We start from the raw sequence: 25,743 nt of genomic DNA on the forward strand, positions 1-25,743 counted from the left end.
GTTGAACGCGTCCTTAAGCCGCGAGAACAACCCCTGCTGCCCGGGCTGACTGTGCCTACCCGGGGGACGACCCCCGGACCCCCGGCAGTCGTCCCACAGCTCAGGTACGCCCGTTGAACGCGTCCTTCAGCCGCGAGAACAACCCCTGCTGACCCGGCTGGAACTGCCCCGTCGGCCGCTCCTCGCCCCGCAGCTTCGCCAGCTCGCGCAGGAGGCGTTCCTGTTCCGGGTCGAGCTTGGTCGGGGTCTGGACCTCGACGTGGACGATGAGGTCGCCGCGGCCGCCGCCGCGCAGGTGCGTGACGCCCCGGCCGTGCAGGGGGATCGACTGGCCGGACTGGGTGCCGGGCCGGATGTCGACCTCCTCCATGCCGTCGAGCGTCTCCAGCGGCACCTTGGTGCCGAGGGACGCGGCCGTCATCGGGATCGTGACCGTGCAGTGCAGATCGTCCCCGCGCCGCTGGAACATCGCGTGCGGCAGCTCGTGGATCTCGACGTAGAGGTCACCGGCGGGACCACCACCGGGCCCGACCTCGCCCTCACCCGCGAGCTGGATCCGCGTGCCGTTGTCCACACCGGCCGGAATCTTCACGGTCAGCGTCCGACGGGAACGGATCCGCCCGTCACCGGCGCACTCCGGGCACGGCGTCGGAACCACGGTCCCGAAGCCCTGGCACTGCGGGCACGGCCGCGAGGTCATGACCTGACCGAGGAAGGACCGCGTCACCTGCGACACTTCACCGCGCCCGCGGCACATGTCACAGGTCTGCGCGGAGGTCCCCGGCGCGGCGCCCTCACCGTTACAGGTGTTGCAGACGATCGCTGTGTCGACCTGGATGTCCTTCGTCGTGCCGAAGGCAGCCTCGTCGAGCTCGATCTCCAGCCGGATCATCGCGTCCTGGCCGCGACGGGTCCGCGAGCGCGGACCGCGCTGCGACGCCGTACCGAAGAACGCGTCCATGATGTCCGAGAAGTTCCCGAAGCCACCCGCGCCGAAGCCGCCCGCGCCACCGCCGCCGGCCTGCGAGAGCGGGTCGCCACCGAGGTCGTAGACCTGCTTCTTCTGCGGGTCCGACAAGACCTCGTAGGCGGCGTTGATCTCCTTGAACCGCTCCTGGGTCTTGGGATCCGGGTTGACGTCCGGGTGCAGCTCGCGTGCGAGCCGACGGAACGCCTTCTTGATCTCATCCTGCGACGCGTCGCGGCGCACGCCGAGAACGGCGTAGTAGTCCGTGGCCACTTACGACTCCGTCAGGATCTGTCCGACGTACCGTGCCACCGCTCGTACCGCTCCCATCGTTCCCGGGTAATCCATGCGGGTCGGTCCGACCACGCCCAGCTTGGCGACTGCCTCGCCGCCCGAACCGTAGCCGACCGACACCACGGAAGTGGAGTTGAGTCCCTCATACGCGTTCTCATGACCGATGCGTACGGTCATGCCCGAATCCCCGGCCTCACCAAGCAACTTGAGGAGCACGACCTGCTCCTCCAGCGCTTCGAGCACGGGCCGGATGGTGAGGGGAAAGTCATGTCCGAAGCGGGTGAGATTGGCGGTGCCGCCGATCATCAGCCGCTCCTCGTTCTCCTCGACGAGTGTCTCCATCAGGATGGAGAGCACTGTCGAGACCGTACCCCGGTCCTCGACGTCGAAAGCCTCGGGCAGGTCCTCGACCAGCCGCGGCACATCGGCGAACCGGCGCCCCGCGACCCGGCTGTTGAGCCGCGCGCGCAGATCGGCGAGCGAGGCCTCCCCGAAGGGCGCCGGGCAGTCGACCATACGCTGCTCGACGCGCCCGGTGTCCGTGATCAGCACGAGCATCAGACGCGCGGGCGCGAGCGAGAGCAGTTCGACGTGCCGGACGGTGGACCGGGTCAGGGAGGGGTACTGCACGACGGCGACCTGCCGCGTCAACTGCGCGAGCAGCCGCACGGTCCGCGCCACGACATCATCAAGGTCTACGGCGCCGTCGAGGAAGTTCTGGATCGCGCGCCGCTCGGGCGCGGTCATCGGCTTGACGCCCGCGAGCTTGTCGACGAACAACCGGTAGCCCTTGTCGGTCGGGATCCGCCCGGCGCTGGTGTGCGGCTGGGCGATGAACCCCTCGTCCTCCAGGGCGGCCATGTCGTTGCGCACGGTCGCCGGGGAGACGCCGAGGTTGTGCCGCTCGGTCAGCGCCTTGGAGCCGACCGGCTCCTCGGTGCCGACGTAGTCCTGGACGATGGCGCGCAGCACCTGGAGCCTGCGTTCACTCAGCACCGCGCGCACCTCCAGCAAGTCGTCCCCGTGGGCCCTTCCGCCTGGCACTCTTCATATTCGAGTGCCAGCATTCCCCGGCCCAGTGTACGGCGGCGGGGTACTCCCTGGGCAAGGTCGGTCCTGTACGGCGGGGTCCTGCCGTTAGCGTCGCGGTATGACGGTGACTTGGGAAGAGCTCGGGTGGGAGCGGGTGGCGGCCGGGGTGGGGCGGTGCCGGCTGCCCGGCTGGGACTGCACGGCGGGGCTGGTCGTGGGCGAGGGGACGGCCCTGCTGATCGACTCCGGGTCGAGCCTCGCGGAGGGCGCGCGGCTGCGGACACAGGCCGAGACGCTCACCGGCCGGCGTGTGACCCATCTCGCGCTGACCCACCCGCACTTCGACCACGTCTTCGGCGCGGGAGCGTTCGCGGGCGTGGAGGTGTTCGGCGCGGTGGGCGTGGAGACGGTGCTGACGGGCCGCCTCGGCCGGGCCGAGCTGCGCGCGGACGCGGTGCGCAACGGTCTCGACGCGGACCTCGCCGACGAGGCGGTGGACGCCCTGGCCGCGCCCCGCCACCACGTGAGCGGCGAGTGGACCCTCGACCTCGGCCCCGGCCGCCAGGTCCTGCTGGCGAACGTCGGCCCCGGCCACACCGCGCACGACCTCGCGGTCCTGGTGCCGGGCGCCCCCGAGGTGGTCTTCTGCGGCGACCTGGTCGAGGAGTCCGGCGAACCGCAGTCCGGCCCGGACGCCGTACCGTCGCACTGGCCCGCCGCGCTGGACCGGCTCCTGGAGCTGGGCGGCGAGGACGCGCTGTACGTGCCCGGTCACGGAGCGGTGGTGGACGCGGCGTTCGTCCGACGTCAGCGGGACGCGCTGGCCCGCCGTTTCGGCGTGTCGCGGTGACGCCGCGGCCGGTTCTCCTATCGTCATCCGAATGCGCCAGTACTCCGCCGACCTGACCCCTCCCTGGAAGAAGCCGAAGCCCGTCCCCGGGGTCCCGGCGGAGCCCGGCCTGGTGGTCGAGGAGCCCGGCACCGGCTTCTGCGGCGCGGTGATCCGCTGCGAGGCGGGCACGGTGACCCTGGAGGACCGCTTCGGCAAGCACCGGGTCTTCCCGCTGGAGCCGCGCGGCTTCCTGCTGGAGGGCCGCGTGGTGACGCTGGTGAAGCCCTCGGGTTCTCCCGTACGACCGTCCCGTACCGCCTCCGGCTCGGTGGCCGTCCCCGGCGCCCGCGCCCGGGTGGCCCGCGCCGGCCGTATCTACGTCGAGGGCCGCCACGACGCGGAACTGGTCGAGAAGGTCTGGGGCGACGACCTGCGCATCGAGGGCGTGGTCGTGGAGTACCTGGAGGGCGTGGACGACCTGCCGAGGATCGTCGAGGAGTTCGCCCCGGGCCCGGACGCCCGTCTGGGCATCCTGGTGGACCACTTGGTACCGGGCAGCAAGGAGTCCCGCATCGCCGCGTCGGTCACCAGCGAACACGCCCTGGTGGTGGGCCACCCGTACATCGACATCTGGGAGGCGGTGAAGCCGTCGACCCTGGGCATCCCGGGGTGGCCGCGGGTCCCGCACGGCCAGGACTGGAAGACGGGCGTGTGCAAGGCCCTGGGCTGGCCGTCGGACAACACGGGCGCGGTGTGGCAGGCGATCCTGAAGCGGGTGGGTTCCTACAAGGACCTGGAGCCGGAACTACTGGGCCGCGTGGAGGAACTGATCGACTTCGTCACGGGTATCGGTGAGGCCTGACGTTGGCGAACGTTCCGAACCCGGTGGTGTCCAATTCGAGCCCCAGCTCCTCCAACGGCAGTGGGGCTCCGAACTTGGTGACCTGCTGCCGCTGGTAGTCGGCGTCTTCGCCCTTCCCCACGGGCCTCGTCAGCAGTACGCACTGCGCCATGATCGGATCCACGACGAGGTAAGCAGGGACCTTTCCGGCGGCGTAGATGGACCGCTTGATGTCGTAGTCACGGTGCACACTTGTCTTGGAGACGACCTCGACCACCATCGTGATCAGCCCGGCCGGAAGCAGACGGCCTGAAGTCGGCAGCACGTCGGGATCGACGACCACCAGGTCCGGAACGGGTTCGCTGGCTTCCTCAAGAAGGTCGACGTCCTGCGTCTGAAGGGCGTACCAGCTGTCGATCGGAATCTGTCTGCCCAGCAACATCACGATGACGTTGTGCACCAGATCAGGGCTGGCCATCATCACGATTTCCCCCCGCAGAAGCTCCACCTTGAGTCCGTCGGGCGGCTCAAGGCCCTCAAAGAACTCAGCGACTCCACGTTCGTCCACAGCGGTCATCTCCGTGGCCTCCACATTCGCCGCGTACTGTCGGCGGCAGCCTACGAACCAGGTTAGGGACCGAACCCCCGTTCCGCACTGATTCACCCGCCGGAGTGATCAGTCCACCAGGTCCCTGACCACCGCGTCCGCGAGCAACCGGCCCCGGAGCGTCAGCACGGCCCGGCCCTCCTCGTACGGCCCCCGCTCCAGGAGTCCCTCGGAAAGCGCCCGGCGAGAAGCCGCGAGCCCCTCCTCCCGCAGCAGCTCCAGCGGCATCCCTTCCCGCAGCCGCAGCTCCAGCAGGATCCGCTCCACCCGTCGGTCCTCGTCCGAGAGCAGCTCACGCCCGGCCCCCGGCGACCGCCCGCCGGCCAGCGCCGCCGCATACGCGCCGGGATGCTTCACGTTCCACCACCGCACCCCGCCCACGTGCGAGTGCGCCCCGGGCCCGGCCCCCCACCAGTCCGCGCCCCGCCAGTACAGCTCGTTGTGCAGACACCGCCCGGCTTCCGAAGTCGCCCAGTTGGACACCTCGTACCACTCGAAGCCCGCGGCGGAAAACGTGTCGTCCGCGATCAGATACCGGTCCGCGTGGACGTCGTCGTCGGTCATCGGTACCTCGCCGCGTCGGATCCGACGAGCCAGCTGCGTCCCCTCCTCGACGATCAACGCGTACGCGCTGACATGGTCCGGCCCCGCCCCGATCGCCGCCTCCAGCGACGCCCGCCAGTCGTCGTCCGTCTCCCCGGGCGTGCCGTAGATCAGATCCAGGTTGACGTGCGAGAACCCCGCCGCCCGCGCCTCCGCGACACACGCCTCCGGCCGCCCCGGAGTGTGCGTCCGGTCCAGCACCTTCAGTACGTGCTGCTTCGCGCTCTGCATCCCGAAGGAGACCCGGTTGAACCCGCCCTCCCGCAGCGCCGCGAGATACGCCGGGTCGACGGACTCCGGGTTCGCCTCGGTGGTGACCTCCGCGTCCTCGGCCAGCCCGAACTCGTCACGGATCGCCGCGAGCATCCGTACGAGATCCGACGCGGCCAGCAGCGTCGGCGTACCCCCGCCGACGAACACCGTCCGCACCGGGCGCGGGTCGTCGCCCAGCACCTTGCGGGCCAGCCGGATCTCGTCGACCAGCGTCGAAGCGTAGTTGTCCCGGGAGGCCAGCACCCCGCCCGTGCCGCGCAGCTCGGTCGCCGTGTAGGTGTTGAAGTCGCAGTACCCGCAGCGGGTCGCGCAGTAGGGAACGTGCAGGTAGAACCCGAGCGGGCGGTCGGCGGCACCGGCGAGCGCGGCAGGGGGCAGCGCGCCGTCGTCGGGGACCGGCTCGCCGTCGGGGAGTGCGGAAGGCATACGGCCCATTGTCCCGTACGGCGACCGTTGTCCCTTACGACGGCCATGGTCCCGTACGGCGGCCCCTACTCGGCTTGCAGCACCAGCAGCGCCAGATCGTCGTCCGGCGGCCGCGCCCCGAACTCGTGCACGAGCCGCTTGATCCGCTCGGCGATCAGTTCGGCGTCCAGCCCCGCGCACCCGGCGAGCGCGTCGGCGAGCCCGTCCTCGTCGTCGAACTGGCGGGAGCCGCTGCGCCGCTCGGTCACCCCGTCGGTGACGCAGAGCAGGCTGTCCCCGGCGTACAGCTCGAAGGTCTCGCTGGTGTACGTCTCGTCCTCGACGACCCCGAGCAGGGTCTGCGGCCGCGCGGCCGTGCGCACCTCGCCGCCCGCCCCGAGCAGCAGGGGCAGCGGATGCCCGGCGGAGGCGAGGGTGCAGCGCACTCCGCCGTCGAAGGGCACCAGCTCGCCGTAGAGCAGGGAGAGGAATCTGGTCTGCGGGCCGTCGCCGGGGCCCGTGGGGCGGCCGCCCGCCGAGGCCAGGGCGCGGGCCGCCGCGTCCGCGGCCTCCGTGGCGTCGTCGAGGAGGAGCTGGTTGAGGCGGTCGAGGACGTCGGCGACGCGGTAGCCCTCGCGGGCCAGCAGCCGCAGCCAGGGGCGGGCCAGGCCGATGACCACGGCGGCCTCCGGGCCCTTGCCCTGGACGTCCCCGACGGCGAAGCACCAGCGCCCGTCGCCGGCCGGGAAGAGGTCGTAGAAGTCGCCGCTGGGGCCGCCCTTGTCGCACGGCTCGTAGACCAGCGCGCTGCGTATCCCGGGGATCTCGGCGACCGCGCCGGGCAGCAGGCCGCGCTGGAGGACGGCGCTGATGGTGGCCTGGCGGGCGTACTGGCGGGCCGCGCCGATCGCGAGCGCCACGCGGCGGCCGAGGTCCTCGACGAGCCCGGTGATCTCGTCGGGGAAGGGCAGCAGGCCGACCCGGCCGATGACGAGCGTGCCGAGGGGGCGGCCGCCGGCGGCCAGCCGGAAGGCGAGCGCGAACCCGTGCGGGCCCAGCACCTCACGGGGCCAGGGGAACGCGACGGGGCCGGAGCGGTCGGCACCGGGCAGCCCGGGCGCCTCCTTCTCCAGCGCCCGGCGCAGCTCGTCGATCCGGGCCTCACTGGCATGCCAGACCCGGGCGAGCCGGGGGCCGGTGACACCTCCACCGTCACTCCAGCCGCCGTGACCCCAACTGCCGGTGTCCGAACCGCCGTTGATCAGGCCCCCACCGGACGGCCTACGGCTGCCCGCGCTGTCGTCGCCTGGGCCGCCGTCGCCCGCGCCACCGCAGGCCCGGCCACCACTGCCGTCGCCCAGGCCACCGCTACCCTCACTGCCGTCCCCCCTGCCGCCACTGCCCGAGCCACGCTTGCCCGCACTCCCGCTACCGCTGCCCGACCCACCACCGTGGCCCCAACTGCCGGTGTCCGAACCGCCGTCGCCCGCGCCACCGCCGACCCGGCCACCACTGCCGTCGACCAGACCGCCGCTACCCTCACTGCCGTCCCCCGAGCCGCGCTTGCCCGCACTCCCGCTACCGCTGCCCGACCCACCATGGCCTGCGCTGCCGCCTCCCGCGCTGCCGTCGCCAAGGTCGTCGTTGCCCTCGCTTCCGTCACCCCGGCCGCCGTTGCCCGAACCGCCCTGGCCAGCGCTGCCGCTGCTGCCGCTGCCGCCGCTCAAGCTGCCATAGCCCGCGCCACCGCCGCCCGAACCGCCATAGCCCCCACCGCCGCCCCACCCATCGGCGCTCTCCACGCGGCGCGCCCCCCACCGCCCGTTCAGCTCGTCCTCCAGCCACACCGCGCACCAGTCGGCCAGCCGCGGCACGATCAGCTGGCCGGCGAGCGCGGCGACCAGGTTCTCGTCGAGCTGTCCGGCGAGCAGGTCGGAGGCCTCGGCGAGGAAGGAGAGGGCACCGCGGTTGAGCCAGTCCCGCTCCTGCTCGCTGCGCCGGGGCTCGGGCGCGAGCATTCCGGCCACCCTGAGCCCCCGCTCGTGCGCGCCCTTCCCGGCATACGTCCGGACCCCGTCGTACGCCTCCTTCCCAACGGCGGGCAGCCGCGCCCACACGATCTTGGCGCCCGCGCGATACGTGACACCCCAGGACTCGGCGAGCGCGGCGACCAGCCGCAGCCCGCGGCCGTACTCCGGTGTGCCGTACGGCGGTTCGGTGCCGTTCTCGCGCGGCGCGCGCGAGGGATGGTGGTCGAGGACCTCGACGGTCACCGCGCCGGTCTCCCCCTCCAGCCGACAGGTCAGCTCGACATCGGTGCCGGCGTGCACGACGGCGTTGGTGACGAGTTCGCTGACCACGACCACGGCATCGTCCCGGGTCCGCTCGGTGAGCAACTCGGTGCCGGGCAGGGCGAGTTCGGTCCACTCGGCGAGCGCGGCCCGCACCAGCGCGCGGGCCGAGCCGGGTGCGAGGGGGCTGCCGGGCAGGGGCGCGCAGAGGTGGGCCGGGGTGTGCGGCAGCGCGCCGCGGGCGTGCGCGGGCGCGTCCGACGCACGGGCAACGGACTCCCGTTGCGCAGGAATGGCCCCCATGTTCCACCTCCCCGAGCAGTTCGGACGATTACCCCTCTGTCGATGCGGACAGGGTGACAGACTGGCCACGCCCATAAGCGCCGAGTTACCGAAGTGGGCCGCCATGAGTGAGAACAGTGGTACCCCTGTGCTCGAAGAGGGTCAGAAAAGCGACCGGATTCGAGCATCGGACCTCCGCCCGCTGCTCGCCGCGATGACCGCGGCCCGGGACGGCGACTTCACGAAGCTGCCCGAGAGCGGCGACGGAATCGTGGCCGAACTGACCGCGATCTTCAACCAGCTGGTCGACCGCAACGTCCATTTCACCGGCGAGGTGAACCGCGTGAAGCGGGAGCTGGTGCGGCACGGCCGGCTCGACGAGCGGCTCTCGCCCAGCCCGGGCCAGGGCAGCTGGACCTCCCGCGTCAACGACGTGAACCAGCTGCTGGACGCCCTGGTGGCCCCGGCCGCCAACGCCACCCGGGTGCTGGACGCGGTGGCCGGCGGCGACCTCACCCAGCGGGTCGACCTGCACGACGGCAACCGCCAACTCCGCGGTGATCTACGGCGTCTGGGCCGGGCCGTGAACAAGATGGTCGACCAGCTCTCGCTGTTCACCGGCGAGGTGACCCGGGTGGCCCGCGAGGTCGGCACCGAGGGCCGGCTCGGTGGCCGGGCCAAGGTGACCGGTCTGTCCGGCAGTTGGCGGGATGTGACCGAGGCCGTCAACACCATGGCGTCCCGGCTGACCGCCCAGGTCCGGGACATCGCCCTGGTGACCACGGCGGTGGCCCGCGGCGACCTGACCCGCACGGTCACGGTCGAGGCGACCGGCGAACTGCTCGAACTCAAGCTCACCGTGAACACGATGGTCGACCAGCTGTCGGCCTTCGCCGACGAGGTGACGCGGGTCGCCCGAGAGGTCGGTACGGAAGGGCAGTTGGGCGGCCGGGCCCAGGTGCGAGGGGTCTCCGGGGTCTGGAAGGACCTCACGGACAACGTCAACTTCATGGCGTCGAACCTGACTTCACAGGTCCGGAACATCGCCCAGGTGACGACGGCGGTGGCGAACGGGGATCTCTCCCAGAAGATCACCGTCGACGCCCAGGGCGAGATCCTCGAACTGAAGTCGACGATCAACACGATGGTCGACCAGCTCTCCGCCTTCGCCGACGAAGTGACCCGTGTCGCCCGTGAGGTCGGCACCGAGGGAAACCTCGGCGGCCGGGCTCAGGTGCGAGGCGTGTCGGGCGTCTGGAAAGACCTCACCGACAACGTCAACTTCATGGCGGACAACCTCACTTCGCAGGTCCGCAACATCGCCCTGGTGTCGACGGCCGTCGCCCAGGGCGACCTCGGCAAGAAGATCACGGTCGAGGCGAAGGGCGAGATCCTCGAACTGAAGTCGACGATCAACACGATGGTCGACCAGCTCTCCGCCTTCGCCGACGAGGTGACCCGTGTCGCCCGCGAGGTCGGCACCGAGGGAAACCTCGGCGGCCAGGCCCAGGTGCGAGGCGTCTCCGGCGTCTGGAAAGACCTCACCGACAACGTCAACTTCATGGCCTTGAACCTGACTTCACAGGTCCGGAACATCGCCCAGGTCACCACCGCCGTGGCCAACGGCGACCTGTCGAAGAAGATCACGGTCGACGCGCGCGGCGAGATCCTCGAACTCAAGGACACCGTCAACACAATGGTGGAGCAGCTGCGCGCCTTCGCCGACGAGGTGACCCGCGTGGCCCGCGAGGTCGGCACGGACGGCCGACTCGGCGGACGCGCCCAGGTGCTGGGCGTGAGCGGCGTCTGGCGGGACCTGACCGACAACGTCAACTACATGGCGGACAACCTGACTTCACAGGTCCGCAATATCGCCCAGGTGACGACCGCCGTGGCCAACGGCGACCTCTCGAAGAAGATCGACGTGGACGCGCGCGGCGAGATCCTGGAGCTGAAGACCGCCATCAACACCATGGTCGACACGCTCTCCTCCTTCTCCTCCGAGGTCACCCGCGTGGCCCGCGAGGTCGGCTCCGAGGGCCAACTGGGCGGCCAGGCACGGGTCGAGGGCGTGTACGGCACCTGGAAGCGCCTGACGACCAACGTGAACGAACTCGCCTCCAACCTGACCACCCAGGTCCGCGCGATCGCCGAGGTCGCCTCCGCGGTGGCCCAGGGCGACATGTCCCGCTCGATCACCGTCGAGACCCAGGGCGAGGTCGCCGAGCTCAAGGACAACATCAACCTGATGGTGGCCAACCTCCGCGAGACGACCCGCGCCAAGGACTGGCTGGAGTCCAACCTCGCGCGCCTCGCCGCCCTGATGCAGGGGCACCGGGACCTCATGGAGGTCGCCGACCTGATCCTGCGCGAGCTGACCCCGCTGGTGAACGCCCAGTACGGCGCGTTCTTCCTGGCCGACCCGGACGAGGACGGCGCCTCCCTGCACACCACCGTCCCCACAAAGGGGCTCGCGTTCATCGCCGGTTACGGCTCGGCGCAGGGCGCGACCGTCGACACCGGCGGGATGCCGGTGCACGGTCTGGTCCGGCAGGCGGCCCGGGAGAAGAAGCGGATCCTGGTGGAGGAGGCCCCGCCGGACTACATCAAGATCAACAGCGGGCTCGGGGAGGCCGCGCCCACCAGCGTCGTCATCATCCCGATCCTCTTCGAGGACAAGCTCCTCGGCGTGATCGAGCTGGCGTCCTTCTCCCGCTTCTCCGATGTCCACCTGGCGTTCTTCGACCAGTTCGTGAACACCATCGGCGTCGCCATCAACACCATCATCGCCAACTCCCGCACCGAGTCCCTGCTCGGCGAGTCCCAGCGGCTGGCCCGGCAGCTCCAGGAACGCTCGGACGAACTCCAGATGCAGCAGGCGGAGTTGCAGCGCTCCAACGCCGAACTGGAGGAGAAAGCGGCCCTGTTGGCCACCTCCTCGCAGTACAAGTCGGAGTTCCTCGCGAACATGTCGCACGAACTGCGCACCCCGCTGAACTCCCTGCTGATCCTGGCCCGGCTGCTCTCCGACAACCCGGACGGCCATCTCTCCGACCAGGAGGTCCAGTTCGCGACGACGATCCACCGCTCCGGCTCCGACCTCCTCCAGCTGATCAACGACATCCTGGACCTGTCGAAGATCGAGGCCGGCCGGATGGACGTACGCCCGAAGAAGCTGCCGCTCATCAAACTGCTCGACTACGTCCACGCCACCTTCCGCCCGCTCACCCTGGACCGGGGGCTCGCCTTCGAGGTGGCGGTCGGCGAGGACGTGCCGCGGGAGATGTACTCGGACGAGCAGCGGCTCCAGCAGATCCTGCGCAACCTCCTCTCCAACGCGATCAAGTTCACCGCGACGGGCCGCGTCGAGCTGAGCGTGAACCGCGTCAAGGACCCCGAGCACCGCTTCGTGCAGGGCAGCGACCAGGTGATCGCCTTCGCGGTCCGGGACACCGGCATCGGGATCGCGCGGGAGAAACTCCCGGTGATCTTCGAGGCGTTCCAGCAGGCCGACGGCACCACCAACCGCAAGTACGGCGGCACCGGCCTCGGTCTGTCCATCAGCCGGGAGATCGCGGGCCTGCTGGGCGGCCGGATCGTCGCCGAGAGCGAGCCCGGCCGGGGCTCCACCTTCACGCTCTACGTCCCCGTCGTCAGCCCCGGCCACGCGGCGACCGGCCCGACCGCCGAGGACCTCGAACTGCCCGTGCCGGAGGACCTGTCGACCGAGCCGTACCCGACCGCCCACGACGCCGACGACTCCTGGCCCGCCCCCACCAAGCTGGAGGCGTGGAAAGCCGGGCGGGCGGGCCAAGTCCTGTCCGGGCGCCGGGTGTTGATCGTCGACGACGACATCCGCAACGTCTTCGCCCTCACCCATGTGCTGGGCCGGGTCGGCATGCCGGTGCTCTACGCGGAGAACGGCCGCGAGGGCATCGAGACCCTGGAGCGCAACCCGGACGTCGAACTCGTCCTGATGGACATCATGATGCCGGAGATGGACGGCTACGAGACGATCGCCGCGATCCGCCGCACCCCGCGCTGGACCGGCCTGCCGATCGTCGCGCTCACCGCGAAGGCGATGCCCGGCGACCGCGAGAAGTCCATCGCGCGCGGCGCCAACGACTACGTACCCAAGCCGGTGGACGTCGACCAGCTGCTGACCGTCGTCTGCGCGCTCCTGGATCCGGAGGGGACGGAGCGGACGGAACAGGAGCAGGCCGATGCCGAGGAGGCGGTGGTCCCGCCCACGGACGACTGAATGAGGCAGTCAGATGAGCGCCGAAGCAACGACCGACGACAGTGCGGGCATCCTCCTGGTCGACGACATGGAGGACAACCTGATCGCGCTGGAGGCCGTCCTGGGGTCCCTCAACAAACCCCTCGTACGGGCCCGTTCGGGCGAGGAGGCGATGAAGGCCCTTCTCCGCCGCCCCTTCGCCCTGGTCCTCCTCGACGTCCGCATGCCGGGCATGGACGGCTTCGAGACGGCCGCCAACATCAAACGCCTCGACCAGACGAAGGACGTCCCGATCATCTTCCTCACGGGCGCGGAGGACGACACGGGCTACGCCTTCCGCGGCTACGCCACAGGCGCGGCCGACTACTTGACCAAGCCGTTCGATCCGTGGGTCCTGAGAGCAAAGGTCACGGTGTTCCTGGACCTGTACAGGAAGAACCAGCAACTGGAGAGGCTATTGGCGAGGCAGCGAACGGACTACGAACAGGTGGCGAGCCAACTGGCGGCGTTGGAGAAAGAACTGACAGACCCTCAGCGCACCAAGGTCAAAGAACTCCGAGAACTCGTAAGCAGAGGTCGCTCCAACTGACCTAGGGGCGCGGGGAACTGCGCGACCAGCCACAACGAACCGCCAGTCGCGCACGCTCCCCAGGCACCCCCTACGCCTCGCGAGAGCCCGCGTACATCTCATCAATCAGGTGCTTGTACTCCCGCTCCACCACCGGCCGCTTCAGCTTCAGGCTCGGCGTGATCTCACCGTGCTCCACGTCCAGATCCCGCGGCAGCAACCGGAACTTCTTGATCGTCTGCCACCGCTGAAGCCCCTCGTTGAGCTGCTTCACATACCCGTCGACCATGGAGACCGCGGCCGGGGAGGCGACGACGTCCGCGTACGGCTTCCCCTCCAGCCCGTTCTCCTTGGCCCACTCCAGGATCGACACCTCGTCCAGCGCGATGAGCGCCGTGCAGAAGTTCCGATCCGCCCCGTGCACGAGGATGTTGGAGACGTACGGGCACACCGCCTTGAACTGCCCCTCGACCTCCGCGGGCGCGATGTACTTGCCGCCGGACGTCTTGATGAGGTCCTTCTTGCGGTCGGTGATCCGCAGGTACCCGTCGGGCGAGAGCTCACCGATGTCCCCGGTGTGGAACCACCCGTCGGCCTCAAGGACCTCCGCCGTCTTCTCGGGCAGCCCGTGGTACCCCTCCATGATCCCGGGGCCGCGCAGCAGGATCTCCCCGTCATCGGCGATCCGCACCTCGGTGCCGGGCAGCGGCTTCCCGACCGTACCGGTCCGGTAAGCCTCCCCCGGGTTCACGAAGGACGCGGCCGACGACTCCGTCAGGCCGTACCCCTCGAGGATGTGGATCCCGGCCCCGGCGAAGAAGTACCCGATCTCCGGCGCCAGCGCCGCCGACCCGGACACACACGCCCGCAGGTTCCCGCCGAACGCCTCGCGGATCTTCGCGAAGACCAGCGCGTCGGCGACCTTGTGCTTCGCGCTCAGCCCGAACGACGCCCCGGCGACCCCGGTGCGCTTGAAGTTGTCCTGGCTCTCCTTGGCGTAGGCACGGCCCACCTCGGCGGCCCACTGGAAGATCTTGTACTTCGCGCCGCCGCCCGCCCGGGCCTTCGCGGCGACCCCGTTGTAGACCTTCTCGAAGATGCGCGGCACGGCCGCCATGTACGTCGGCCGCACCACCGGAAGGTTCTCGATGATCTTGTCGACCCGGCCGTCGACGGCGGTGACGTGCCCGACCTCGATCTGCCCGGAGGTGAGGACCTTGCCGAAGACGTGCGCGAGCGGCAGCCACAGGTACTGCACGTCCTCAGTGCTGATCAGCCCGGTCGCGGCGATCGCCTTCGCCATGTACGCCCAGTTGTCGTGCGGCAGCCGTACACCCTTGGGACGGCCCGTGGTGCCGGAGGTGTAGATGAGGGTCGCGAGCTGATCGGACGTGATCGCCGCGACCCGCTCCTTGACCAGCTCGGGGTCCTTCTCCAGCCGGGCGGCGCCGCGCGCCTCCAGTTCGCTGAGGGTGAGGACGAAGTCGCTGGACTCGACGCCGGCCGGGTCGATCACCACGACATGGGTGAGCGCGGGCAGTTCGCCGCGCTTCTCGACCGCCTTGGCGAGCTGGGCCGCGTCCTCGGCGATCAGCACCCGGCTCTCGGAGTCGGAGAGGATGAACGCCGACTCGTCGGCGTTGGTCTGCGGATAGACCGTGGTCGTGGCGGCGCCGGTGCACATGATGCCGAGGTCCGCGAGGATCCACTCGATCCGGGTGGAGGAGGCGAGCGCGACGCGCTGCTCCGGCTGCACACCCAGCTCGATGAGCCCGGCGCCGATGGCGTAGACCCGCTCGGCGGCCTGCGCCCAGCTGAGCGACTTCCAGTCGTCCGGACCCTGACCGGAGGCCGGCGGCACCGGGTACCGGTACGCCTCGGCGTCCGGAGTGGCCGCGACCCGCTCCAGGAAGAGGGTCGCCACGCTCGGCGGACGGTTCTCGATCAGTGTCTGTGTGTCGCTCACGACATCCTCCGGGGCCCGCGACAGTGCGGCTGGCTCTCAGGTTGCGGCTGTTGTTTAACTCGCGAGTAACTATCGAGCAGAGATCAGAGTAGAGCGCGACCGGCCACCGCGTAAGAGGCGGCGGACTGTCACTTCCTACAGATCAACGGCACTGGGCCCGCCGCGCGCCGGCGCGACGAGCCCAGTAAATCGGCACACCCGGGGCTATTTCTTCCCCTTGCCGGAACCCGCGCTGTCGTCACTGCTCAGCACGGCGATGAAGGCCTCCTGCGGAACCTCCACGGAACCCACCATCTTCATCCGCTTCTTGCCTTCCTTCTGCTTCTCCAGGAGCTTCCGCTTACGGGAGATGTCACCGCCGTAGCACTTGGCGAGGACGTCCTTGCGGATGGCGCGGATGGTCTCGCGGGCGATCACCCGGGAGCCGATGGCCGCCTGGATCGGCACCTCGAAGGCCTGGCGCGGGATCAGCTCGCGCAGCTTGGCGACGAGCCGCACGCCATAGGCGTACGCGGCGTCCTTGTGGGTGATCGCCGAGAAGGCGTCCACCTTGTCGCCGTGCAGCAGGATGTCGACCTTGACCAGGGACGACGTCTGCTCGCCGGTGGGCTCGTAGTCCAGCGAGGCGTACCCGCGCGTCTTGGACTTCAGCTGGTCGAAGAAGTCGAAGACGATCTCCGCGAGCGGCAGCGTGTAGCGGATCTCGACGCGGTCCTCGGACAGGTAGTCCATGCCGAGCAGGGTGCCGCGCCGGGTCTGGCACAGCTCCATGATCGCGCCGATGAACTCGGTCGGAGCGAGGATTGTGGCGCGTACGACGGGCTCGTACACCTCGTTGATCTTGCCCTCGGGGAACTCGCTCGGGTTGGTGACGGTGTGCTCGGTGCCGTCCTCCATCACGACCCGGTAGACCACGTTCGGCGCGGTCGCGATCAGGTCGAGCCCGAACTCGCGCTCCAGCCGCTCGCGGATCACGTCGAGGTGGAGCAGACCGAGGAAGCCGACACGGAAGCCGAAGCCGAGGGCGGCGGAGGTCTCCGGCTCGTAGACGAGCGCGGCGTCGTTGAGCTGGAGCTTGTCGAGGGCCTCGCGCAGCTCGGGGTAGTCGGAGCCGTCCAGCGGATACAGACCGGAGAAGACCATCGGCTTGGGGTCCTTGTACCCGCCGAGCGCCTCGGTCGCCCCCTTCTGCTGGCTGGTGACGGTGTCACCGACCTTGGACTGGCGGACGTCCTTCACCCCGGTGATGAGGTAGCCCACCTCACCGACACCGAGGCCGTCGGCGCCGAGCATCTCGGGCGAGTTGGTGCCGATCTCCAGCAGCTCGTGGGTGGCGCCGGTCGACATCATCCTGATGCGCTCGCGCTTGTTGAGCTGGCCGTCGATGACACGGACGTACGTCACCACACCGCGGTACGAGTCGTAGACCGAGTCGAAGATCATCGCGCGGGCCGGGGCGTCCTTGACGCCGACGGGCGCCGGGATGTCCCGTACAGCGCGGTCGAGCAGGGCGTCGACGCCGACACCGGTCTTGGCGGAGACCCTGAGCACGTCGTCCGGGTCGCAGCCGACGAGGTTCGCCAGCTCCTCGGCGAACTTCTCGGGCTGCGCGGCCGGCAGGTCGATCTTGTTCAGTACGGGGATGATCGTGAGGTCGTTCTCCATCGCCAGGTAGAGGTTGGCGAGGGTCTGCGCCTCGATGCCCTGGGCCGCGTCCACGAGGAGGATGGTCCCCTCGCAGGCGGCCAGCGACCGCGAGACCTCGTAGGTGAAGTCGACGTGCCCCGGGGTGTCGATCATGTTGAGGATGTGGGCCGTGCCCTTGTCGGGACCCTCCGTCGGGGCCCAGGGCAGCCGCACCGCCTGCGACTTGATCGTGATGCCGCGTTCGCGCTCGATGTCCATGCGGTCGAGGTACTGGGCGCGCATCTGGCGCTGGTCCACCACGCCGGTCAGCTGGAGCATCCGGTCGGCGAGCGTGGACTTGCCGTGGTCGATGTGCGCGATGATGCAGAAGTTGCGGATCAGAGCCGGGTCGGTACGGCTCGGCTCGGGCACATGGCTAGGGATCGCGGGCACGCAGGGTCCTGATTCTTGAGGCGTCCGCAGTGTCTGCGGTCTCGGGTCGGATCGATACGTAGCCTCCATGGTCCCATGGGCGGGGACCGGCGACCGGTTTGGGCCGTGCGCCGGGCCACTGGTAGTCTGGGTGGCTGTGTCTCATGCCCTCTCAGCGCGAGGCACATCCCAAGAAATCACCTGGCAGGGGTCCCGTGCGGTCCCGTGCCTGAACCTGAAAAGGCTCAATCAGTGGCGAACATCAAGTCCCAGATCAAGCGGATCAAGACCAACGAGAAGGCCCGGCTGCGCAACAAGGCCGTCAAGTCCTCCCTGAAGACCGCGATCCGCAAGGCCCGCGAGGCCGCTGCCGCGGGTGACGTCGAGAAGGCCACCGAGTACCAGCGCGCCGCGTCGCGTGCGCTCGACAAGGCCGTCTCCAAGGGCGTCATCCACAAGAACCAGGCCGCCAACAAGAAGTCGGCGCTTGCTTCCAAGGTCGCGGGTCTCTAAGCCTGACCTCTTCATGATCTGACTTCATGATCTGACGCCGGAAGGACCCGAGCGGGCCCTCTCTCTTCCGCTCCCGACCGGCACCCAGAGCCTGTACGCGGCCTGCGTTCGCCACGCGGGTACGGGCTCGACAGTCTGAAGCGAAGGCCCCGGCGCACTGCCCTCCCCAGGGCGGGGTGTCCGGGGCCTTCGGCTTGTCCGCTCAGGCCCAGAACGCGTTGCTCTTGTCGATGTCCTCGACGCACTCGTCGAGGTCCGTGACCTTGTCTCCCACGATCCGGAAGACGATGCATCCCGTGTCGTCCAGGTGCCTGCCCTTGCGGTCCGCGGTGACCCGGCACATCCCGACGGCGTGACCCCGTCCGTCCACGGCGATCCCGAGCATCTCCAGCCGCATCGACCCGGCGGTCTCCGCACCGAGCCTCTGGTACATGTCGATGATCGCGTCCTGCCCCTTGAAGTCCCCGGAGAGCGGGTGACTGCCGGGCACATGATGCGTGGCGTCCTTCGCGATCAGCTCCCGCAGGGTGTCCAGATCCCCGCGCGTGAATGCCTCGAACCCCTTGCGAACAAGCGCTGCGTGCGGATGCTCAGCCATGACGACCGCCACCTTTCCGTATGACCGGCGATGTTCGGCTGACAGCTCTGATTCTCCTCCGCACAGGGACGGGGGCAACATCGGGCGTGCCGTCAAAGCACCGATGGACGACACCCACCTAGGGGCGCGGGGCTGTATCGATTTGCGGCTCCGCCGCGTGGGCGCGACCAGCCACGACGCAGCCGCACCCGCCGAAGCACCTCACCCGGCACCCCCGAACCGCGCCCCTCAGCCCCGCCCCCTGGACCGAGCAGCACGGGCAATCACCACAACCGCCTTCTCCAGCGCGTACTCGGGATCGTCCCCCCCGCCCTTAACCCCCGCATCCGCCTCGGCCACCGCCCGCAACGCCACCGAAACCCCCTCCGGCGTCCACCCCCGCATCTGCTGCCGCACCCGGTCGATCTTCCACGGCGGCATCCCCAGCTCCCGCGCGAGATCCCCCGGCCGCCCGCCCCGCGCGGACGACAGCTTCCCGATCGCCCGCACCCCCTGCGCGAGCGCACTCGTGATCATGACCGGCGCGACCCCCGTCGCCAGCGACCACCGCAACGCCTCCAGCGCCTCCGCGGCCCGCCCCTCGACCGCCCGGTCGGCGACCGTGAAGCTCGACGCCTCGGCCCGGCCCGTGTAGTACCGCCCCACGACGGCCTCGTCGATCGTCCCCTCGACATCGGCGACCAGCTGCGACACCGCCGACGCCAGCTCCCGCAGATCACTGCCGATCGCGTCGACCAGCGCCTGGCACGCCTCCGGCGTCGCGGACCGCCCGACCGCCCGGAACTCCTGCCGTACGAAGGCCAACCGGTCCGCCGGCTTGGTCATCTTCGGACAGGCGACCTCCCGCGCCCCGACCTTCCGCGCGGCGTCGAGCAGCTTCTTGCCCTTGACCCCGCCGGCGTGCAGCAGCACGAGGGTGATCTCCTCGGCGGGCGCCTTCAGGTAGTCCTGCACGTCCTTGACGGTCTCGGCGGACAGGTCCTGCGCGTTGCGTACGACGACGACCTTGCGCTCCGCGAACAGCGACGGGCTGGTCAGCTCGGCGAGCGTCCCCGGCTGGAGCTGTTCGGGAGACAGGTCCCGTACGTCCGTGTCGGCGTCGGCGGCCCGGGCGGCGGCCACCACCTCCTGCACGGCACGGTCGAGCAGCAGCTCCTCCTGGCCCACGGCGAGGGTCACGGGGGCGAGGAGGTCATCGTTCGCAGTGTTCTTGGCCATCGCAGACAGCATGGCACGGGGCACTGACAACGCCCGCCGGCGTCACCCCTTACGGCTCCTCGCGCCAGCCCTCCCACTCCCCCGCGAACGCGTCCAGCTCCCCGGGGTCCAGCCGCCCGTCCTCGTCCCGCAGCACCACCAGCCACTGCGCGTCCTCGGCGTCGTCCTCCCCGGCCAGCGCGTCCCGCACCAGCTGCGGTTCCTCGGTGACCGCGAATCGCTCCCGCAGCGCCTCGACGACCTCTTCCGCCGCGTCCCGGTCGGGCAGCACCAGCACATGTCTCACATCGCTCACGGAGCCATTGTCCAGGTCAGCCCCGAGGCACGACCTGCACGTCCAGCTCGACCCGGATGCTCGGCCCGACCACCGCGATCCCGCGCGCCAGCATCGTCTGCCAGCTCACCGTGAAGTCGTCCCGGTGCAGCTCCGTGGCGGCGCGGCAGGCGGCCCGGGCCTCGCCCTCCATGCCGTTGCCCAGCCCCAGGTACTCGGTGTCGAGCGTCACGGTCCGCGTCACCCCGTGCAGCGACAGCGCCCCCGTGATCGCCCACCGGCTGCCACCCTTGTGCACGAACCGCTCGCTGTAGAACTCCAGCGTCGGAAACCGCCGTACGTCCAGGAAGTCCCCCGACCGCAGATGGTCGTCCCGCATCCCGACACCCGTGTCGATGGACGCCGCGTCGATCACCACGTGCATCGCCGACTGCTCGATCTGCTCGGCGATCCGTATCACTCCCGCGAAGGAGTTGAAGCGGCCGTGGATGCGCGCCAGCCCGATGTGCCGTGCGGTGAACCCGATCGAGGAGTGCGTCGGCTCGATCTCCCAGTCCCCAGGCGCGGGCAGCTCCGGCGGCTGCGCGACCTGGAGGGTCACGTCCCCGAGCGAGGCCAGCGCGTTCTCCCCGACCGTGGCGCTCGCCCGGTACGGCGTGTATCCCTCGGCCGACACCGCGAGCCGGTACTCCCCCGCGGGCACCGCCGTCACGAACGATCCGTACGGGTCCGTCCCGCCGCTCACGACCCTGCGCCCCATCGTGTCGCTGACCGCGAACTCCGCGTTGCGCACCGGCTCGTTGACCGGGTCCAGCACCCGGCAGCTGAGCACCCCGGCGCTCGGCGGGGTCTGCACCGCCGCCAGGGGGCTCGTCCGTTGCACCCGGTTGGTTCGGCTTCCCAGCCAGCGGCCGATCATCTACGCCACCCCTGCACGACTCGACATCAGTGTTGCCGAAGATGCATTCGACCACTGGTGAGGCTTTCGAGGCAACACGGGATCACATCAGGGAAAGAGGACGGTGTGAACCGAATCAACCGCTCCGGTCAGGTCCGCTCCGGATTGCCCACGGTCGGCACGGCGTCCAGCTCGATCCCGAACCGCTCCCGGTACACCCCCAGCACCTCCTCGTCCGTCCCCAACTCCCGCTCCTCCCGCGTCCCGTCGGCCGCCGTCACCTTGAACACCCGCCCGCTGAGCGTGATCCGGCCCCCCTCCTCGGTAACCCGCGAGCAGACCAGCGACTGCGTGAAGTGCGAGGCCGGTGACGTGCTGTGCCACCAGGCGCCCGCCCGGAAGTCGTCGAGCACACGCGGCCGCGTCTCCAGCCGGTACTGGCTCCTGCCGCCCATCACCACGTCCAGATCCGCCGTGTCGCCCCCTCCCTTCAGCGCCTTCTTCGCCCCGCCGTCGCCACCGCGGACCCCCGCCGCGTCGGGCCCCGCCTCCACGATCCGGAAGGTGCCGCCCGGATCCTCCTGCTCCCCGCGCGCCCCGAACGCCAGCGGGTAGTGGCTGTGCGCCCCGAACCCGACATCGGCCAGCCACTCGCCCCCGTCCACCGTCCGCACCCGCAGCGCCAGATGGTCGTACGGGATCCCGAGCCGCCCTTCCTCGCCGTACACCCGCCCCGCGAGCAGCGTGACATCGAAGCCGAGCGCGGCGAGCAACACCCCGAACGCTCCGTTGAGTTCGTAGCAGAACCCTCCCCGCCCCGCTCCCACCACCTTGTCCAGCAGCCGCTTCTCCTCCAGCACGATCTCCTCTCCGAGGTGGACCGACAGGTTCTCGAAGGGCACGGTCTGCAAATGGCGCAGATGCAGTTCGCGCAGGACCTCCACGGTGGGCCACGCCGGGTGCTGGACTCCCAGGCGGCGGAGATATGCGTCAACCTGTGTGGGATTCATACCCTCAGTCTCGCGCCACCCACAGCGCTCCGCCGCCCTCGCCACCACCTCCGTTTCGGTCTCGGCCCCCGCCGACCGCCAGCGCGCCGTCCCGGTCGGTCCGCAGTACCGTCGCGCCCTGGGCCCGCAGCGCGGCGACCGTGCTGGGGGCGGGGTGGCCGTACGGGTTGTCCTCCCCGCAGCTGATCAGCGCGAGCCGCGGGGCGACCCGGCGTATCAGCTCCGGGTCCTGGTACGCCGAGCCGTGGTGGGCCACCTTGAGCACATCCACTCCGACCAGCCGGGCCCCCGCCGGCGATCTCAACAGCTCCCGCTGCGCCGGGGGTTCGAGGTCCCCCAGCAGCAGGAACCGCAGCCCCGCCGAGCGGACCAGCAGCGTGACACTGGCGTCGTTCGGCCCGTCCTCCGTCGCCGCAGGCGGGCGTGCCGTCGGCCACAGCACCTCCCAGGACAGCGCCCCCGTCCGCCGCTGTTCCCCGGCGACCGCACGCGTCACCGGAATCCGCCGCGCCGCCGCCTCCCGCCGTACGAACCCGGCCTGGTCCGGGGGCTCCTCCAGCCCCGTCGTCTCGATCGCCCCGACCGAACGTCCTCTCAGCACACCGGGCAGCCCCGCCACATGGTCCGCGTGGAAGTGCGTCAACACGACCAGCGGGATCCGGGTGATGCCGAGCGTGCGCAGACAGTGGTCGACGAGCGTGGGGTCGGGGCCCGCGTCCACCACCACACCCGTGCCGTCACCCGCCGCCAGTACCGTCGCGTCGCCCTGCCCCACGTCGCACATCGCCAGCCGCCAGCCCGGGGGCGGCCAGCCGGTGACCACCCGGGTCAGCGGGAGCGGCTGCACCACCGCCAGCACGAACAGCACCGCACAGCCGACGCACCACCAGGGATGCCTCAGCAGCCGTCGCCCGACGAGCAGCACGACCCCCGTGACCAGCGCCAGCAGCAGCGCCCCGGTCCAGCTCCCCGGCCAGTCCACACCCCCGCCGGGCAGCGCCGCCCCCGTGCGGGCGACATCCGCGATCCACCCCGCGGGCCAACTCGCGCACCAGGCAAGCCCCTTCGCCACCGGCATCGCCACGGGCGCCGCCGCCAGCGCCGCGAAGCCCAGTACCGTCGCCGGCGCGACCGCGAACTCCACGAGCAGATTGCACGGCACCGCCACCAGGCTCACCCGCGCCGACAGCACCGCGACCACGGGAGCGCACAGCGCCTGCGCGGCGGCCGCGGCCCCCAACGCCTCCGCGAGCCGGGGCGGCACCCCACGCCGGCGCAGGGCCGCGCCCCATCTCGGCGCGAGCGTGAGGAGGGCGCCGGTGGCCAGCACGGAGAGCAGGAAGCCGTAACTGCGGGCCAGCCACGGGTCGTACAGCACCAGCAGCAGGACGGCCGTCGCCAGCGCCGGGATCAGTGACCTGCGGCGCCCGGTCGCGAGGGCGAGCAGCGCGACCGCCCCGCAGGCCGCGGCCCGCAGCACACTCGGATCGGGGCGGCACACGACCACGAACCCGAGCGTGAGCGCCCCGCCGAGCAGCGCGGTCGTGCGCAGGGACACGCCGAGGCGGGGCGCGAGGCCGCGGCGCTCGGCAAGTTGAGCCATGCCGGGCGGGCCGAGGAGCAGGGCGAGCAGGATCGTCAGGTTGCTGCCGGACACCGCGAGCGTGTGGGCGAGGTCGGTCTCCTTGAACGCCTCGTCCAACTCGGGGGTGATCCGCGCGGTGTCCCCGACGACCAGTCCCGGCAACAACGCCCGCGCGTCCCCCGACAGCCCGTCGGTCGCCTCCCGCAACCCGCCCCGCAACCGCCCCGCCAACTCCTGCGCCCCGGAAGCCCCCTTCACGACCTCGGGCGCCCCCCGCCGATCCCCCACCCGCAACACACCGGCGACCCGATCACCCCCCACCAGGGCCGGCACCAGGCGCCCACGCAGACGCACACGTGTCGAGGGCAACAGGTTCAGCCAGGGCGACGGGGCGATCCTCTCGGGTTCACCGGTACCGGCACCCGCACCCGCGTCCACGATCACCAGCACCGGTGCTCGTGTCGTCGCCGCCGTACCGTCCGCCGTTTCCACCCGGCGGACGTCCGCCTCGATCACCACGGCCGTCGGGGCCGCGTGATCCCCCTTGATGCGGGGGCGGGTGAGCCGGGGGTCGGAGGTCAGCTCCACCTCCGCGGTCACGGTGGCATAGCGCCGGGCCAGTTCGGGCACCGGCCCTCGGCGCAGATCGGCCCCGTGCAGCCCGGCGGACACCGCGGCAGCCGCGACACAGAGCAGCACGGCGCCCACGGCAATCCGCCCGGTCCCGCGCGGGTGCGGTCCGCGCCACCACCCCGACAGCAACACGCAGCCCACGACGAGACACCCGGCCACGATCCCCACGAGCCACTCCGACGGAGCGTCCAGACTCAGCGCGGCGGTCGCCCAGGCGCCCAACGCTGGCGGTACGAGCCGCAGATCCGTGGGCCCTTCCAGCCGGGGATGAGCCACACCGAGCCGCTTTCCGGAGAGCGTGTGCACATCGGGGGCGGCGTGCGCACCAGAAGCTGCGTGCACATCGGAGGCGCCACGTGCGTCGGCAACAGCGCCCGCGTCAGAGACCGCGTGCACATCCGAGACGGTGTGCACATCGGACCGGTCCCCCACCCCCGTGCCGCCCCGCCCCGCAGACCCCCCGCCATCCCCGACACCCCGGCTCACGGCCGCACCAGATCCCTCAGATCGGCAAACCGCCGATCCCCGATGCCGTTGACCTCCCTCAGCTCGTCCACCGAGCGGAAACCGCCGTGCTGGGTGCGGTAGTCGACGATGTGCTGGGCCAGCACAGGGCCGACACCGGGGAGGGTGTCCAGCTGGTCCACGGTCGCCGTGTTGAGGGAGACGGGAGCCGCGCCCGCCCCGACCGCCCCGCCGGCCACGGGCGCGCCGCCCGCACCCGGCACCGGCGCGGGCGTCCCGCCCACGACCACCTGCTCGCCGTCCACGAGGAACCGCGCCCGGTTGAGCGCGTCCGTGTTCGTCCCGGGCCGCACCCCACCCGCCGCCCGCAGCGCGTCGGCGACCCGCGAGCCGGCCGGCAAGGTCTTCACCCCCGGCTCACGCACCTTCCCGCCGACGTCCACGACGATCTCGGCCCCGGCCTGCCCTCCAGCACTCGGCACCCCGGCCGCGGCGGTCGGCCCGGGCTGCTCCTTCCCCTGCCCGCCCTCCCCGAACGGAGCGGCCGCGCGCACCACTTCGGGCGCTTGGACAGACTGGGGCCGGCCGGTCCAGAAGTGCTGGGCGGCGAAGACCGCGGCGACGACGAGCAGCACCGAGAGCGCGACCACGTTCCGCCGCTCCAGCCCGCACCGGGCCTGCACCCACACGGGCAACCGCTCCCGCAGAGCAGGCCCAACCCGCTCCCGCCAGCCCCCAAGCCCCGAAGGAGCCCCGGGCCACGCCTCCACCCCATCGTCCCGGAACGACCGCCGCTCCCCAGAACCCGAAGAACCCGAAGCGTCCAGCCCCCACCGCCGCCCTCCCGACGGCCGAGCGTCGCGAGCCGGCACCCCGTCAGCGGAGGGCCGAACTTCACGAGCCGATCCCTCGTCCTCGGAGGGCCAAGCCTCCCCGGACAACCGCCCGCCCCCCGACGACCAAGCCTCCCGAATCTCCCGAGCGTCAACGCCCGGCGGCCCCTCCCCGCCTGACGAACCCCCTTCACCAACCCCGCCCACGTCAACACCCGACCCCGGGTGCACACCCCCCGCCCGCTCCGCAAAAAGCACCTCCGCCCTCCGACGGAGTTCCTCCGCCGACGCGGCATGCCGTGGACGGCCCCGCTCCCGCGCCCCCGGCGGACGCCGATGGCGGGAGCGCCCGTCGGAGCGGGGCCCACGGCCCGGCCCACTGGTCGCGGTCGCTGTGCGTGAACGTGATCGAAGTGCCATGCGCCGAGGATGGAGCACACCCCGGCCCCCGCGATGA

At 70.8% G+C, this 25,743-nt stretch carries 19 protein-coding genes; 5 read left to right on the forward strand and 14 right to left on the reverse strand.

Annotation, left to right across the window (positions count from 1 at the left end):
* Positions 1-100: 100 nt before the first annotated feature.
* Together dnaJ and hrcA are read right to left on the reverse strand one after the other, a co-directional pair.
* Positions 101-1,240 carry a molecular chaperone DnaJ gene (gene dnaJ, locus ABZ896_RS14955; protein ID WP_360927550.1) on the reverse strand — a complete coding sequence of 380 codons (1,140 nt, stop codon included), beginning with the start codon at positions 1,238-1,240 and terminating at the stop codon, positions 101-103.
* Positions 1,241-2,257 (reverse strand): heat-inducible transcriptional repressor HrcA, encoded by a 1,017-nt coding sequence (hrcA, locus tag ABZ896_RS14960; RefSeq protein WP_360927553.1) that lies wholly within the window; start codon positions 2,255-2,257, stop codon positions 1,241-1,243.
* Positions 2,258-2,411: 154 nt separating this feature from the next.
* On the opposite strand from hrcA, the gene ABZ896_RS14965 reads away from it, so the two are divergent.
* Both ABZ896_RS14965 and ABZ896_RS14970 read left to right on the forward strand, forming a co-directional pair.
* Positions 2,412-3,143 carry an MBL fold metallo-hydrolase gene (locus tag ABZ896_RS14965; RefSeq protein WP_360927556.1) on the forward strand — a complete coding sequence of 244 codons (732 nt, stop codon included), beginning with the start codon at positions 2,412-2,414 and terminating at the stop codon, positions 3,141-3,143.
* Positions 3,144-3,174: 31 nt separating this feature from the next.
* Positions 3,175-3,987: a DUF3097 domain-containing protein gene (locus ABZ896_RS14970; RefSeq protein ID WP_360927559.1), complete on the forward strand. Its 813-nt coding sequence runs from the start codon at positions 3,175-3,177 to the stop codon at positions 3,985-3,987.
* Here the strand turns inward: ABZ896_RS14970 and ABZ896_RS14975 are convergent.
* From ABZ896_RS14975 to ABZ896_RS14985, 3 genes are all read right to left on the reverse strand, one after another.
* On the reverse strand, positions 3,965-4,543 hold the full coding sequence (locus ABZ896_RS14975; protein ID WP_360927562.1) for a Uma2 family endonuclease: 579 nt from the start codon (positions 4,541-4,543) through the stop codon (positions 3,965-3,967). The two genes, ABZ896_RS14970 and ABZ896_RS14975, sit on opposite strands and share 23 nt — an antisense overlap.
* A gap of 99 nt (positions 4,544-4,642) precedes the next feature.
* Entirely contained in the window at positions 4,643-5,875 is a 1,233-nt protein-coding gene (gene hemW, locus ABZ896_RS14980) for a radical SAM family heme chaperone HemW (protein ID WP_360927564.1), read from the reverse strand.
* Positions 5,876-5,940: 65 nt separating this feature from the next.
* On the reverse strand, positions 5,941-8,448 hold the full coding sequence (locus ABZ896_RS14985; RefSeq protein WP_360927567.1) for an ATP-binding SpoIIE family protein phosphatase: 2,508 nt from the start codon (positions 8,446-8,448) through the stop codon (positions 5,941-5,943).
* Positions 8,449-8,551: 103 nt separating this feature from the next.
* On the opposite strand from ABZ896_RS14985, the gene ABZ896_RS14990 reads away from it, so the two are divergent.
* Together ABZ896_RS14990 and ABZ896_RS14995 are read left to right on the forward strand one after the other, a co-directional pair.
* On the forward strand, positions 8,552-12,688 hold the full coding sequence (locus ABZ896_RS14990; RefSeq protein WP_360927570.1) for a HAMP domain-containing protein: 4,137 nt from the start codon (positions 8,552-8,554) through the stop codon (positions 12,686-12,688).
* Positions 12,689-12,701: 13 nt separating this feature from the next.
* A complete protein-coding gene (locus ABZ896_RS14995; protein ID WP_360927573.1) occupies positions 12,702-13,256 on the forward strand; it encodes a response regulator in 555 nt (184 codons plus the stop codon).
* A 70-nt stretch (positions 13,257-13,326) separates the two neighbouring features.
* Here the strand turns inward: ABZ896_RS14995 and ABZ896_RS15000 are convergent, their stop codons facing one another.
* Together ABZ896_RS15000 and lepA are read right to left on the reverse strand one after the other, a co-directional pair.
* Positions 13,327-15,201, reverse strand: coding sequence for an AMP-binding protein (locus ABZ896_RS15000; RefSeq protein WP_360927576.1), 1,875 nt, complete (start codon positions 15,199-15,201; stop codon positions 13,327-13,329).
* Positions 15,202-15,405: 204 nt separating this feature from the next.
* On the reverse strand, positions 15,406-17,280 hold the full coding sequence (lepA, locus tag ABZ896_RS15005; RefSeq protein WP_360927579.1) for a translation elongation factor 4: 1,875 nt from the start codon (positions 17,278-17,280) through the stop codon (positions 15,406-15,408).
* Between the two features lie 231 nt (positions 17,281-17,511).
* Here lepA and rpsT point away from each other — a divergent pair, with 231 nt between their 5' ends.
* Positions 17,512-17,772: a 30S ribosomal protein S20 gene (gene rpsT / locus ABZ896_RS15010; RefSeq protein ID WP_360927582.1), complete on the forward strand. Its 261-nt coding sequence runs from the start codon at positions 17,512-17,514 to the stop codon at positions 17,770-17,772.
* Positions 17,773-17,974: 202 nt separating this feature from the next.
* Here the strand turns inward: rpsT and ABZ896_RS15015 are convergent, their stop codons facing one another.
* From ABZ896_RS15015 to ABZ896_RS15045, 7 genes are all read right to left on the reverse strand, one after another.
* Positions 17,975-18,370 (reverse strand): nuclear transport factor 2 family protein, encoded by a 396-nt coding sequence (locus tag ABZ896_RS15015; RefSeq protein WP_360927585.1) that lies wholly within the window; start codon positions 18,368-18,370, stop codon positions 17,975-17,977.
* Between the two features lie 228 nt (positions 18,371-18,598).
* Positions 18,599-19,588 carry a DNA polymerase III subunit delta gene (gene holA, locus ABZ896_RS15020; protein WP_360927588.1) on the reverse strand — a complete coding sequence of 330 codons (990 nt, stop codon included), beginning with the start codon at positions 19,586-19,588 and terminating at the stop codon, positions 18,599-18,601.
* A 49-nt stretch (positions 19,589-19,637) separates the two neighbouring features.
* The gene (locus ABZ896_RS15025) at positions 19,638-19,883 is read right to left on the reverse strand and encodes a hypothetical protein (RefSeq protein ID WP_360927591.1); all 246 of its coding nucleotides are present in this window, start codon (positions 19,881-19,883) and stop codon (positions 19,638-19,640) included.
* A 16-nt stretch (positions 19,884-19,899) separates the two neighbouring features.
* Positions 19,900-20,781: a YceI family protein gene (locus ABZ896_RS15030; RefSeq protein WP_360927593.1), complete on the reverse strand. Its 882-nt coding sequence runs from the start codon at positions 20,779-20,781 to the stop codon at positions 19,900-19,902.
* A 128-nt stretch (positions 20,782-20,909) separates the two neighbouring features.
* Positions 20,910-21,770, reverse strand: a complete 861-nt coding sequence (locus tag ABZ896_RS15035) for an arylamine N-acetyltransferase (protein ID WP_360927596.1) — start codon at positions 21,768-21,770, stop codon at positions 20,910-20,912.
* Positions 21,771-21,774: 4 nt separating this feature from the next.
* Positions 21,775-24,294 (reverse strand): ComEC/Rec2 family competence protein, encoded by a 2,520-nt coding sequence (locus ABZ896_RS15040; RefSeq protein WP_360927619.1) that lies wholly within the window; start codon positions 24,292-24,294, stop codon positions 21,775-21,777.
* A gap of 176 nt (positions 24,295-24,470) precedes the next feature.
* Positions 24,471-25,706 (reverse strand): ComEA family DNA-binding protein, encoded by a 1,236-nt coding sequence (locus ABZ896_RS15045; protein WP_360927599.1) that lies wholly within the window; start codon positions 25,704-25,706, stop codon positions 24,471-24,473.
* Between the last annotated feature and the right edge of the window lie 37 nt (positions 25,707-25,743).

The organism is Streptomyces sp. NPDC047072 (assembly GCF_040643855.1).
Lineage (GTDB): Bacteria > Actinomycetota > Actinomycetes > Streptomycetales > Streptomycetaceae > Streptomyces.